At 45.3% G+C, this 13,692-nt stretch carries 9 protein-coding genes and 3 rRNA genes; 9 read left to right on the top strand and 3 right to left on the bottom strand.

Going from position 1 to position 13,692, the window contains the following annotated elements; genetic code table 11:
• Positions 1–8: 8 nt before the first annotated feature.
• The 6 genes from MSBRW_RS15860 to MSBRW_RS15835 all read left to right on the top strand — a co-directional run bounded on the left by MSBRW_RS15860 (position 9) and on the right by MSBRW_RS15835 (position 5,931).
• Complete coding sequence (locus tag MSBRW_RS15860) at positions 9–914, top strand: phosphate ABC transporter substrate-binding protein (RefSeq protein WP_011306765.1); 906 nt, start codon at positions 9–11, stop codon at positions 912–914.
• 35 nt (positions 915–949) lie between these two features.
• Positions 950–1,840, top strand: a complete 891-nt coding sequence (pstC, locus tag MSBRW_RS15855; protein ID WP_011306766.1) for a phosphate ABC transporter permease subunit PstC — start codon at positions 950–952, stop codon at positions 1,838–1,840.
• A gap of 68 nt (positions 1,841–1,908) precedes the next feature.
• Entirely contained in the window at positions 1,909–2,766 is an 858-nt protein-coding gene (gene pstA / locus MSBRW_RS15850; RefSeq protein ID WP_048103274.1) for a phosphate ABC transporter permease PstA, read from the top strand.
• Between the two features lie 55 nt (positions 2,767–2,821).
• Complete coding sequence (gene pstB / locus MSBRW_RS15845) at positions 2,822–3,598, top strand: phosphate ABC transporter ATP-binding protein PstB (protein WP_011306768.1); 777 nt, start codon at positions 2,822–2,824, stop codon at positions 3,596–3,598.
• A 5-nt stretch (positions 3,599–3,603) separates the two neighbouring features.
• Complete coding sequence (gene phoU / locus MSBRW_RS15840; RefSeq protein ID WP_011306769.1) at positions 3,604–4,254, top strand: phosphate signaling complex protein PhoU; 651 nt, start codon at positions 3,604–3,606, stop codon at positions 4,252–4,254.
• Positions 4,255–4,524: 270 nt separating this feature from the next.
• Positions 4,525–5,931, top strand: coding sequence for a dihydroorotase (locus MSBRW_RS15835; RefSeq protein WP_011306770.1), 1,407 nt, complete (start codon positions 4,525–4,527; stop codon positions 5,929–5,931).
• A 215-nt stretch (positions 5,932–6,146) separates the two neighbouring features.
• Here the strand turns inward: MSBRW_RS15835 and MSBRW_RS15830 are convergent, their stop codons facing one another.
• Genes MSBRW_RS15830 through eif1A form a run of 3 tightly spaced genes read right to left on the bottom strand, consistent with a single transcriptional unit; the run spans position 6,147 to position 7,817 of the window.
• Positions 6,147–6,695: a KH domain-containing protein gene (locus MSBRW_RS15830; RefSeq protein WP_011306771.1), complete on the bottom strand. Its 549-nt coding sequence runs from the start codon at positions 6,693–6,695 to the stop codon at positions 6,147–6,149.
• Position 6,696: 1 nt separating this feature from the next.
• Complete coding sequence (locus MSBRW_RS15825; RefSeq protein ID WP_011306772.1) at positions 6,697–7,479, bottom strand: serine protein kinase RIO; 783 nt, start codon at positions 7,477–7,479, stop codon at positions 6,697–6,699.
• A 2-nt stretch (positions 7,480–7,481) separates the two neighbouring features.
• Positions 7,482–7,817, bottom strand: coding sequence for a translation initiation factor eIF-1A (eif1A, locus tag MSBRW_RS15820; protein WP_048102747.1), 336 nt, complete (start codon positions 7,815–7,817; stop codon positions 7,482–7,484).
• 718 nt (positions 7,818–8,535) lie between these two features.
• Between eif1A and MSBRW_RS15815 the strand changes: the two genes are divergently transcribed.
• The 3 genes from MSBRW_RS15815 (at position 8,536) to rrf (ending at position 13,325) form a co-directional block, all read left to right on the top strand.
• Positions 8,536–10,013: ribosomal RNA gene (locus tag MSBRW_RS15815) — 16S ribosomal RNA — on the top strand.
• Positions 10,014–10,222: 209 nt separating this feature from the next.
• Positions 10,223–13,129, top strand: a 23S ribosomal RNA gene (locus MSBRW_RS15810).
• 74 nt (positions 13,130–13,203) lie between these two features.
• Positions 13,204–13,325: ribosomal RNA gene (rrf, locus tag MSBRW_RS15805) — 5S ribosomal RNA — on the top strand.
• Together the 16S, 23S and 5S rRNA genes form the textbook arrangement of a ribosomal RNA operon.
• The last annotated feature ends 367 nt before the right edge of the window (positions 13,326–13,692 follow it).

Here is a 13,692-nt window from a genome sequence, read left to right as displayed (position 1 = left end):
CTGTACACATGGCAAATAAGTTAAAAAAATATACAATTCTTATATTATTGATGATTGGGCTCGTGTTCCTGGGAATTGGGTGTACCGGAACTACAAATAATGAAAGTCCTTCCTCTGCAAAAGAAACTTCTGCAGGCGAATCTCCTGCAAGCGAATCTCAAAGTATTTTTTTGAAAGGTTCAGATACGGTTCTGCCTCTTGCGCAGGCTGAAGCTGAAGAATTTATGAATGAAAACAGTGAAAAAAGCATAACAGTTACCGGAGGGGGGTCCGGGGTTGGGATTGCTGCTCTCATTGACGGTGAAGTAGATATCGCGTCGGCATCCAGAGAAATGACCGATGACGAAATTAAATCTGCTGAAGCAAAAGGAATCAATCCTGTTAAAACTACTATTGCTTCTGATGGCATTACTGTAATTGTAAATCCTTCTAATTCTGTTTCTAGCCTTACATTTGACCAGCTGCGTGGTATCTATAACGGAAGCATCAGCAACTGGAAGGAAGTCGGCGGCGCTGATGCGCAAATTTCTGTGATTTCCAGAGATAGCAGTTCCGGAACTTATAAAGACTTCCAGAAGGACGTTTTGCAAGGTGACGAATATCGGCCTGATGCCCTTACTCAGCCTGCTACGGGAGGCATAGTTGCTGAGGTATCTCAGAATACCAATGCGATAGGCTATATCGGTTTTGCATACCTTGACAGTAGTGTAAAGGCATTAAGCCTGGACAATGGTAATGGGTCCATAACTCCAACCGCCGAAGCTATACGTAATGGCTCATACCCGCTTTCAAGATCTCTCTACTTCTACACCAATGGGGACCCCTCTGGCTTAACAAAGGAATTCACCGATTTTGTGTTGAGCGAAAAAGGGCAGAGCATTGTGAGCACAGTTGGATATATCCCACTAAACTAAGTAAAACCACTGCTATAAATTTTTAAGGGACAAAAATGCTAGGCAGAATTTATAAGGAAAAAACAATCGAATGGACACTGTTTTCAGTTAGTGTCCTTACGGTTGTCATTCTCTTCCTTATATGTCTTTTTTTGTTTAGAGATGGTTTACTTCTTTTTAAGGATACGTCTCTTATGGATTTTCTTACAGGAAAGTTCTGGTATCCAACATCCATAAACAGGCAATTTGGGTTATTACCTCTATTTTTTGGATCTCTTATTGTTACTCTCGGAGCTATCCTTTTTGCTGTGCCTCTGGGAATTGCTGCTGCTATATATATTTCTGAAATTGCTAACCCAAAGATTGCAGATTTCCTGAAGCCATTTATTGAAATTCTTGCAGGAATTCCTTCGGTTGTATTTGGATTCTTCGGGCTTGTTGTACTGGTTCCAATTATACAGAAGAGCTTTAACCTGCCAACTGGCCAAACTGCTCTTACAGGCTCTATTATGCTGGGAATTATGGCACTCCCTACGATTATTACTATTTCAGAGGACGCTATAAGTTCTGTTCCCGGCACTCTAAAACATGGCTCGCTTGCTCTTGGGGCTACAAAATGGCAGACAATCTATAAGGTTGTAGTTCCTGCAGCACTATCGGGAATCTCAGCGGGTGTGATGCTTGGTATTGGAAGAGCTATGGGGGAGACTATGACCCTTATGATGGTAACTGGAAATACTGCGGTAATTCCTTCTTTTCCAGGAGGCTTTCTGGCTTCGGTAAGGACAATGACTGCCACAATTGCACTTGAAATGGGTGAGGTTCCTCAGGGAAGTACCCATTTCCATGCTCTCTTTGCAGTCGGGTCTGTACTTTTCATCATAACTTTCCTGATTAACCTGATCGCGGATTCAATTAAAAAACGATACAGATTCAGGGTGGATTGAGCATGGAGCTAGGCACAAAAGTAAAAGAAAGTGATAGTAAAGTGGCCAGGGCTCAGGGAGGACTGAGTATGAGATTTAATGCAAAGACAAGTGAAAAGATCGCCTTTGCACTACTTGGCCTCTCAGCATTAACAGTAGTAGGGTTTGTGCTAATTATCCTTGCTTATATTATTTACAATGGGTATAGTGCAATTAACGTTGAGTTCCTTACTGAAATGCCCAGACTTATGATGACTCAGGGAGGTATCTATCCAGCGATTGTGGGTACCGTATACCTTATCATAGGTTCCATGATTATAGCCCTTCCTATGGGAGTTATGGCTGCTATATACCTTAATGAGTATGCAGGAGAAACTCGCACAACCTGGTTAATTGAAATGGCAATTAACAATCTTGCAGGAACTCCTTCTGTGATCTTTGGACTTTTCGGGATGGCGCTATTTGTTAAATATTTTGGTTTTGGTCCTTCCATACTTTCAGCCTCACTTACACTTTCCCTCCTGATCATTCCAGTGATTATCCGTTCCACTGAAGAAGCATTGATTGCGGTTCCTAATGAATACCGGGAATCATCCCTTGCACTTGGGGTCAGTAAATGGCAGACAATCAGACATGCGGTACTGCCGGCTGCTATTCCTGGAATCATTACAGGTTCTATCCTGAGTATTGGAAGGGTTGCAGGGGAAACGGCTCCGATTCTTTTTACTGGCGTGGCTTACTTCTTACCAAGGCTACCTGATTCGATTTATTCTCAGTTTATGGCGCTCCCTTACCACCTTTTCGTGCTTGCAACGGCAGGGACAAATATTGCAAAAACTAGGTCTATTCAATATGGAACAGCTCTGGTTTTGTTGATTATCGTCCTCGGTTTGAATCTTATAGCTGTTCTGATTCGCAGGCACTACCGAAACAAGTTGAAAATTTAACTAGAGTTTTGTTGCTAATGACCTATCAGAATTTATATAATAATGAGGTTCCTAAATGACTGAAGGTATTCAAAACGTATCTCAACCTCAGATAAAAATAGAAAACCTTAATCTGTGGTACGGGGAGAAACAGGCGCTTAAGAACGTCTCCATGCAGATCCCTAAAAACAGCATAACTGCTCTTATAGGCCCTTCAGGCTGTGGCAAGTCTACTTTTATTCGCTGTTTAAACAGGATGAATGATCTTATTAATAACTGCAGAATCGAAGGTAAGGTTTCCATCGAAGGTAAGGATATCTACGAGCCAGATGTGGATGCTGTTGAACTTAGAAAAAATGTGGGCATGGTTTTCCAAAAACCCAATCCTTTTCCTATGTCGATTTATGATAATGTCGCGTACGGGCCGCGTATACATGGCGCAAACAAGAAAGATCTTGACGGCGTTGTTGAACAGGCCCTTCGTTCGGCTGCGATCTGGGATGAAGTTTCAGACAGGCTTAAGTCTCCTGCTCTTTCTCTGAGTGGCGGACAGCAACAAAGACTTTGCATTGCCAGAACCCTGGCAGTAAAACCAAAAACTATTCTTTTTGATGAACCCACAAGCGCTCTTGATCCGATTTCCACCTTACGGATTGAAGATCTGACCATGGAACTTAAAAAAGATTACACTATAGTAATCGTAACTCATAATATGCAACAGGCAGCGAGGATCTCAGACTATACCGGATTTTTCCTTATGGGGGAGTTGATTGAGTTCGACCAGACCAGGCAGATTTTTCAAAATCCAAGGGAAAAGAGTACTGAGGATTATATTACAGGCAGGTTTGGGTGATTTAAATGACTCGAGAACAATATGTAAAGCAGCTGGATCTACTTAAGGAGTCTGTACTTTCTCTTGGAGAAATGGTAGAGCTGATTTTCAGAGACTCAATGGCTTCAGTTATGGATCTCGATGTCAAGCTTGCTGAAAAGACACTGGCCCTTGAGCCCGAAGTGGATAAACTTGAGGAAGGCATTGAGGTCTCGGTTTTTGATCTGCTTGCGCTTCAGCAGCCTATGGCCAGTGATCTCCGGTTTGTAGTATCTACTCTGAAGATCACGGCAGATCTGAGGAGAATTGTGGGATTATCAATAAATATCGCCAAAATTCCGGGAAGAATAGAGGGCGGATATGTAAAACCACTTATTGATACGAAAAAAATGGCGGATGCCGCTGCATTTATGCTTGAGAATTCCCTCAAGGCTTTTGAGACTCAGGATGTCGAACTTGCAAGAACAGCAGCACGAAGGGATGAAGAGGTTGATAAACTCTTTTATGCAGTCTGGGTTGAGCTGATTGAAATGATGGCAAAAGATACAACTATCATCTCGAGAGCTACAAATTTACTTTTCCTGATCCGTTACCTTGAAAGAATTGCAGACCACTGCTGTAATATCTGTGAAAGTGTGGTTTATCTATCCACGGCTGAGAGAGTCAAACTGAACTGAAAAGACTTTTTATCTTTTCTTTTTCTCTCTCATCTCATCTCCATTTCTCTTATCTTTCCTTTTTCTTTCTTATCTCCATCTCTTTCTCTGATCTCCATTTTTCCTATCTTTCTCCTATCTTTTTTCCATTTCTGTTTTTTTTCTTTAGTTCTCTGATGTCGTTTTCACGCTTTAGATGTTTTTTCTCTGAATATTTCTTTTTCTCTTCAGACCATTTACTGTTCTCCTTGATGTCAGGTTTTAAGTACGTTTATAAGCATATAGACGCCCATGCCTGATATTCTTATTAAAAATACAAGGATTTACTACAATAATTCGCTTCAGTCTGCCGAGATTATTATTGAGGACGGTAAAGTTACTAAAATAGGAAAAGATCTCAGGGTTTCAAGCTCGGACATGATAATTGATGCGGGTGGAGCTCTTACCTTGCCTGCTGGGATTGACGTACATGTCCATTTCAGGGAACCCGGGATGACCTCAAAGGAAAACTGGTATACGGGATCGTGTGCAGCGGCTGCTGGAGGAGTTACTACTGTCATCGACCAGCCTAATACAGTGCCTCCTACGACAGATAGGCGGACATTTGAACAAAAACTTATACTTGCAAGGAGAAAGTCTATTGTTGATTTTGGAATCAATGGCGGGGTAACAGGCAATATTGATAAATTAGAAGAACTCTGGAAATTGGGGGTTACTGCTTTTGGGGAAATTTTCATGGCCGAGTCTACAGGCGGGCTAAATATTAATGAGGAGACTTTTGATGAAGCACTTGCCGAAATTAGACGTCTTGGTGCACTTGCAACCATTCATGCCGAAGATGAGAAAATGCGCCTTGAGCTGGAAGGGCTGTTAAAAGGGGACATTTCCTATGAGTATCATTCAAGGGTACGCCCAAATGCATGTGAGTCGGTTGCTGTTCAAAAAGCCCTGGAACTTGTTTCCAAACTGCAAGTAAGGGCTCATCTTTGCCACATTAGCACGCTTGAAGCTACAGGTATCATACGAAAGGAAAAATATCTTGCAAGAAGAGAGAATAAAGAACCACTTTTCACCTGTGAAGTTACTCCTCATCACCTTTTCCTTTCTACACGAGATTGGGAAAAACTCCGGTCTTTTGGAAAAATGAATCCTCCTCTTAGGGGAAGTCACAGTATTAAAGCTCTCATGAATGGAATTAATGATGGCACTATTGATATGGTAGCCTCGGATCATGCCCCACATCTGGAATCTGAAAAAGATGTTGATATAAGAGCTGCTCCTTCAGGAGTGCCCGGAGTTGAGACCCTCATGCCTCTTATGCTTGCTGCAGTGAGAAAAAACATCCTGCCTCTTTCCCAGATGATCATGCTTACAAGCTGGAATCCGGCAAAAGCCTTTGGGCTGGATCGCAAAGCCAAAGGAAGGCTTGAGGTAGGTTTTGATGCAGACCTGATTATTGTAAATCCCCGCGAGCTTCGCCCTATAAAGGCTGAGTTTTTGCACAGTAAAGCGGGCTGGACTCCCTTTGAAGGCATGGAAGGAGTTTTTCCTGAGTATACTCTCTCCAGGGGTGAAGTAATCTGGATTGAGGAATCAATTAATGCAAAACCTGGGCGGGGTAACTTCCTCGAAGGCAGAGGAGAACGATTCGAAGAGGACGAAGAAGACCTGGAAGAGGCTGGCGAAACTCAGGACTAAAAAGAATTTTGAAAAAGCTTCGTGAGAAGCTTTGAGTGAAAAACTTTGAGTGAGAAACTTTGAGTGAGAAACTTTGAGTGAAAAACTTTGAGTGAGAAGGTTTAGCAAAAACGGAAAAGCTGAAAATCAGTTTTCCAGAAAAGTTGAGTAACATCATAAGGGCCTTGAAATACTTATGTAATATTCTAAGGCTCTGTGAATTTCATATTCTTCTCTTAATAAAAGTCAACTGAGTCAAGCTGGGAATGTAGGAGTTCCTGATGCTTTTTTTCCAGGAACTTGTAGACTGCACCATGTGTAGCTCCATCGAGCAGCATCCTTATAGCTGTCCGAATTACAGTGTTCTGCTCAGGGTGCCCAAGTATGGATACGGTTTTTCCGTAGACTGAGATCTTAACGTTTATCAGGGTTTCTGCAAGTTCTCTGGTTTTTCCGTTTCTTCCTATTATCCGACCCTTTATCCGCTGAAGCTCTTTTGGGGTATTAGCAACGTCGGAAAGATCGATGATATCAAGCATAAGCATATCGTCTGCCAGAAGTTCAAGAGCTTTTTCAGGACTGAACCCTCTTCCTATCGCTTTCAGAGTTTCGAGCACTCTGAACTCTTTTAATGGGTTTTCTTCACAGGTAATATCTATCTTTCCGCTTTCGCTATCGATTTCAAGCTGGCACGCAGTTTTGTCTTCGATAAGCTTTTTTGTTTCTCCTTTCGGGCCTATGATTACTCCGACTCTTTCTTTGGGGATTTTGACATATTGAGTCATGTTATTCCGCCTGTATTTTTTTAAATAGCTCTTCAGGTTTGTCCTTTATCCCATAGCGGCTGAAGAACCTGAGTATATTTTTCACGTCCCTGTAAAGGAACTCCCGGGCATTAGGATGCTCCAGGGTTACGGATTGTCCCATATCAATGAATATGGGAGTCAGGTTATTCGGGTCGAGCAGGATATTGTATTCACTTAGATCGGCATGTACAAGATTTGCTTTTTTATATAGGAGACGCATGTATTCAACGATGGCATCAAAAATATTCTTTGCTTCTTCGTTTTCAAGATGCGTGTTTTTAAGGAGCGGGTAAGGTCTCTCTTTTTCTCCCATAAATTCCATAATAAGAATATTCTTTTCGGCAAGTATAGGCTCTGGAACCCGTACTCCTGCACTTTTCGCACGTTTCAGATTCTGAAGTTCCTTGCGTGTCCACGCAAAAATAATGTCTCGCTTGTTATTTCGAATGTTTGTGAAGCGAGGGTCCTTCATAATGTAGGCATCCATGGCCCTGAAGGTGCTGCTTGTAATCCTGTATATTTTTACAGCTAGTTCTTTGTCTGGACCTTCGGCGTAGAATACGTTTGCTTCTTTCCCAGTACTGATAGCTCCTCCCATTGCTTTTATTATGCCTTTGTTGGAGAGAGTATATAGAATTTTGAGGGTAGGTACGTCGAATACGTTTTCTTCTACTTTCAGCCGCTCGGAGTCCTTCACCCTGGCCCGAGATTTATCTTTAGCGCTATCGATGCGCCTTATCTTCTTTTCCTGATCCATTCCCATATTTATCCTTTCAGGTATCCTTTTCTTTCAAGCCAGTCTACCTGCGGCCTTGTATATTTCCAGATCACGTCTGCTTTTTCGTTCTGGAACTCCCAGGGCACGACAATAACGACATCTCCTTCTCTTATCCAGGTTTTTTTCTTCATTGAACCTGGAATCCTTCCCATACGAACGACCCCATCCATGCAACGGAGCCTTAGCCGGTTTGCACCCAGTAGACTCTCAACGGTTGCCAGGATCTCGTTATTCTCCCTGCGCGGTGTGCGTACTCTTGTAACGGTTTCTCCCGTTGTAGGCTTGGCTTTGGATGTAGGTTTCTTTAAGTCTGCCAGTTTGATACCTCATTATATGTAGCTTATATTATAGTTATATCTTTTATTTTTATACATTAAATCCTTTATATATCGTTTTTTCGAGTTTTAAGGTTATTTGTCTTGCAGCTTTCAACTTTCTGCTATTATTTTAATGCTGCGCTTTTTTATTTTCTTTTTATCTCTTCTTACTATTATTTTTTTCTAAGTAATTGAACAGGCGACAGGTATATATATTGGATATTCCTTTGTATGTTCCACGCGCAAAACAAGTGCGGATCGCTCTTGAATTTGTAATTCGAGAGTGAAATTCAGGGATTTTACAAAACAGATTTTCATTATTTGTTTAGTTTGTTTTTCCCAAATCTTCCTGAACAAAAAGCTTTATATACTAAAAATGATGTATATGTGTTCCCTGCTTCAGCATGAATTTATTGTGCTGGACGGTTTTTCTCATAGTCATCTTATCTAGGTTTCTTTCTTGTTCAAAAGGAAATAGATACCTTTAAATACTATGAGCACATAACTATAATTTCCTGCATCATAAATGCAGCAATTACGATTCATTAATAATGGAGTCAGGAGTTTTTTCCTGTCTGACGAGGATTTTGTCGGTTCGGTTAATTCTGGGCGGTGAGAGTTTTTCATAACATATCATCGCGAAACGAAAATAACTGAATTGATAGTTGTTAGTGCAAGTTTCTGCGACCAAGACCTTTATTTTGAAGTGTGCGATACATTAACAATTCTGGTTGATCCTGCCAGAGGTTACTGCTATCGGTGTTCGTCTAAGCCATGCGAGTTATATGTTCTTCGTGAACATGGCGTACTGCTCAGTAACACGTGGATAACCTGCCCTTGGGTCCGGCATAACCCCGGGAAACTGGGGATAATTCCGGATAACGCACATATGCTGGAATGCTTTATGCGTAAAATGGATTCGTCTGCCCAAGGATGGGTCTGCGGCCTATCAGGTAGTAGTGGGTGTAATGTACCTACTAGCCTACAACGGGTACGGGTTGTGAGAGCAAGAGCCCGGAGATGGATTCTGAGACATGAATCCAGGCCCTACGGGGCGCAGCAGGCGCGAAAACTTTACAATGCGGGAAACCGTGATAAGGGGACACCGAGTGCTAGCATCATATGCTGGCTGTCCAGGTGTGTAAAATACACTTGTTAGCAAGGGCCGGGCAAGACCGGTGCCAGCCGCCGCGGTAACACCGGCGGCCCGAGTGGTGATCGTGATTATTGGGTCTAAAGGGTCCGTAGCCGGTTTGGTCAGTCCTCCGGGAAATCTGATAGCTCAACTATTAGGCTTTCGGGGGATACTGCCAGACTTGGAACCGGGAGAGGTAAGAGGTACTACAGGGGTAGGAGTGAAATCTTGTAATCCCTGTGGGACCACCTGTGGCGAAGGCGTCTTACCAGAACGGGTTCGACGGTGAGGGACGAAAGCTGGGGGCACGAACCGGATTAGATACCCGGGTAGTCCCAGCCGTAAACGATGCTCGCTAGGTGTCAGGCATGGCGCGACCGTGTCTGGTGCCGCAGGGAAGCCGTGAAGCGAGCCACCTGGGAAGTACGGCCGCAAGGCTGAAACTTAAAGGAATTGGCGGGGGAGCACAACAACGGGTGGAGCCTGCGGTTTAATTGGACTCAACGCCGGACAACTCACCGGGAACGACAGCAATATGTAGGTCAGGCCGAAGACCTTACCTGAATCGCTGAGAGGAGGTGCATGGCCGTCGCCAGTTCGTACTGTGAAGCATCCTGTTAAGTCAGGCAACGAGCGAGACCCGTGCCCACTGTTACCAGCATATCCTCCGGGATGATGGGTACTCTGTGGGGACCGCCGGTGTTAAATCGGAGGAAGGTGCGGGCTACGGTAGGTCAGTATGCCCCGAATTTCCCGGGCTACACGCGGGCTACAATGAATGGGACAATGGGCCCCTCCCCTGAAAAGGGCTGGTAATCTCACAAACCCATCCTTAGTTCGGATCGAGGGCTGTAACTCGCCCTCGTGAAGCTGGAATCCGTAGTAATCGCGTTTCAATATAGCGCGGTGAATACGTCCCTGCTCCTTGCACACACCGCCCGTCAAACCACCCGAGTGAGGTATGGGTGAGGGCACGAACATCGTGTCGTGTTCGAACCTGTGCTTTGCAAGGGGGGTTAAGTCGTAACAAGGTAGCCGTAGGGGAATCTGCGGCTGGATCACCTCCTAAGCAAAAAAACTCACCACCCAGATGCCGATAAACCGAACAAAATCCTCACCATTTAAATCATCGATCATAATCTAATGATCAATTCTAACTCATCAAATGCACCCGGAAAGTAAATTTTCGGGGAAGGGCGGATTGCCTGCGTTGACACGCAGGTACATGAAGTCATGTATAAGTGCTGTATACTGGACGCTTTCTGGACCTGGTTAGGATACACAGGAATTATGCTATCAGGTGGATGGCTCGGCTCAAGAGCTGATGAAGGACGTGCCAAGCTGCGATAAGCCCGGGGTAGGTGCAAGGAGCCTATGAACCCGGGATTTCCGAATGGGACCTCTCCATAGTGATCAGTAATGATCGGGAACGCTCCGAATTGAAACATCTCAGTAGGAGCAGGAAAAGAAATCAACCGAGATACCGTGAGTAACGGCGAGTGAAAACGGCACAGTTCAAACCGAATCCCTTCACAGGGAAATGTGGTGTTGTAGGGCTGTTCAAACGTCTGGCGGCTAAACAGAACTTGCCTGAAACGGCAGACCGTAGAGTGTGACAGTCACGTATGTGTAAACCAAAAGATCGGAACATGTCCCTGAGTACCGTGCGTTGGATATCGTGCGGGAATCTGGGGGGCACCAACCTCCAAAACTAAATACTACTTGAGACCGATAGCGAAATAGTAGGGTGACCGAACGCTGAAAAGTACCCCGAGAAGGGAGGTGCAAAGTGCCTGAAACCTGATAGTGATGGAACGATACGGCATTAAAGGAACTCTGACATGAAGGAAACATTCGCGAGAATGCTGTACGAATGTCACTGCCAGTGTCGTATCTTACGTTTTGAAGAACGGGCCAGGGAGTTTATCTCAGTGGCAATGGCTAACCTTTATTTGGGCAGCCGAAGCGAAAGCAACATGTGCGCAGCTCTCCGAGCGAGGCACGACGTATACAAGTGCGTGGAGTCACTGGGGTAAGACCCGAAGCCGGGTGATCTAGGCGTGGGCAGGTTGAAGCGTGGCGAAAGCTACGTGGAGGACCGCAAGCGGTATTGATCTGCAAATCATTCGTGTGACCTGCGTCTCGTAGTGAAATGCTAATCTAACCCGGCATCCGCTGGTTCCTTCCAAAACATGTCGCAGCATGACCTGACTGGAGATCGTCGGTGGAGTAGAGCACTGATTGGCGATTCCGGGGGGGAAACTCCTCGCTCGCCTGTCAAACTCCAAACCCACCGTCATTGTAGAAAGTCGGAGTCCGGACTGCTGGGGTAAGCTTGTAGTCCGTAAGGGAGACAACCCATCCCGTGGTTAAGGTCCCCAAGTGTCGACTAAGTGTTAATACTAAAGGGCGTCCCAAGCCCAAGACAGCTGGAAGGTTAGCTTAGAAGCAGCTACCCTTTAAAGAGTGCGTAACAGCTCACCAGTCGAGGTTTGGGGCCCCGAAAATTGACGGGGCTCAAGTCGACCACCGATACCACGGAGTACCGCAAGGTAATCTCGTAGGAAGGCGTTGCGTTCGGGCCGAAGCAGGGCTGTAAAGTCCTGTGGACCGTTCGCAAACGAAAATCCTGGTAATAGTAGCAGCAAAGCAGGGTGAGAATCCCTGCCGCCGAAGGGGCCAGGTTTCCTCGGCAATGATCGTCAGCCGAGGGTTAGTCGGTCCTAAGACGTACCGTAACTCGAGTACGCCGAAAGGGAAACAGGTTAATATTCCTGTACCATTTAGCAATCCGTCTGACGTCTCTGGGCAGACCGAGCGGCGTCGTCGCGCCGTCTAAGCAGCGAACCCCGTGGAGAGCCGTAATGGCGAGAATCGGGCGAATCTGTTATGGCTAAAGTCGGTCGCACCCCGGGACCCGTGAAAAGGCCGCTAAATGTCCGTACCAAGATCTGACACTGGTGCCCCTAGCTGAAAAGGCTAAGGCGTGTCGGAGTACTTCAGTTAAGGGAATTCGGCAAATTAGCTCCGTAACTTCGGGATAAGGAGTGCCTGCTGTGGAGACAGCAGGTCGCAGTGACCAGGGGGCTCTAACTGTCTAATACCAACATAGGAGATTGCAAACCCGTAAGGGCTAGTACAATCTCTGAATCCTGCTCAGTGCAGGTACCTGAAACCCCGTTTCAACGGGACGAAGGGCCTGTAAACAGCGGGGGTAACTATGACCCTCTTAAGGTAGCGTAGTACCTTGTCGCTTAATTGGCGACTTGCATGAATGGATCAATGAGAGCCCTACTGTCCCTAACTGGAATCCGGTGAAGCTTACATTCTAGTGCACAGTCTAGAGACCTCTAGGGGGAAGTGAAGACCCCGTGGAGCTTTACTGCAGCCTGTCGCTGGGTTGTGGTTCTGGATGTACAGAGTAGGTAGGAGGCATCGAAGCGTATGCGCCAGCATACGTGGAGCCGCAATTGGGACACTACCCTTCTGGGACTACGACCCTAACTCTGAGAAGAGGACCCCGATAGGTGGGCAGTTTGCCTGGGGCGGGACGCCCTTGAAAAGATATCAAGGGCGCGCAATGGTTGACTCAAGCGGGTCGGAAACTCGCTGAAGAGTGCAAGAGCATAAGTCAGCCTGACGTTATTCAGCATAGCAGTGGATGACGAGACGAAAGTCGGCTCTAGCGAACTTTTGAGCCTCCTTGGTGGGGGCCAAAAATGACAGAAAAGTTACCCCGGGGATAATTGAGTCGTTGCCGGCAAGAGTACATATCGACCCGGCAGCTTGCTACCTCGATGTCGGTTCTTTCCATCCTGGCCGTGCAGCAGCGGCCAAGGGTGAGGTTGTTCGCCTATTAAAGGAGATCGTGAGCTGGGTTTAGACCGTCGTGAGACAGGTCGGTTACTATCTACTAGAGGTGCACGAGGTCTGCGGGTAAGCTGCTTTTAGTACGAGAGGAACCAAGCAGCGGCGCCACTGGTGTACCGGTTGTCTGACAAGGCATAGCCGGGCAGCTACGCGCCAAAGAATAAGAGCTGAATGCATCTAAGCTCGAACTCTCACCTAAAAAGAGACCTCATTAAGGATTCCGGTAGAAGACCGGTTTGATAGAAACGGGATGTAAGCACCAAGGCAACGAGGTGTTCAGTCCGCGTTTACTAACTATCCGTTCCTTTCTTAATCCGGTCCAGGCGAAATTCAGTATGCAGCACTGTACATGACTTCATTTTTCCACAATCCCATTTATAGGTAGAGTTTGGCGGCCATAGCGGCAGTGTAACTCCTGTACCCATCCCGAACACAGTAGATAAGCCTGCCCGCGTTCCTTACTGTACTGAAGTGTGCGAGCCTTCGGGAACTCTGGATCGCTGCCATACTCACCTTATAATACCTTACTTTCACTAATCTGTTTTTTGTAACTTATTTTTGATACTGATTTTATATTGTTTTTCTAATCTGACTTTATGTAGTAATTGAGCCTATCCCATATCTCAAAACTGCTTTTCCGAATTTGGAATTCAGAATAATCAATGAGTTTTTGAGCACGTTTTGATCACAGGGAATTATTCTGAAACTTCTATCAATTTTGAGTATAAAGCTGGTTTTGGGATAAACTCCTTATATATTGCTCTGAACATTCTCTTTTTATATTTTTTTTCTGCTTATTTCATGTTACGTTGTTCTTCTCTTCTTTCATGGTTGGTAACCAGGTGTTTTGTGCGGCAGGATAATGGAAAGGCAAAT

The sequence above is a fragment of the Methanosarcina barkeri str. Wiesmoor genome, assembly GCF_000969985.1.
Taxonomy (GTDB): Archaea; Halobacteriota; Methanosarcinia; order Methanosarcinales; family Methanosarcinaceae; genus Methanosarcina; species Methanosarcina barkeri_B.
This window is presented reverse-complemented; position numbering and strand designations above follow the sequence as displayed.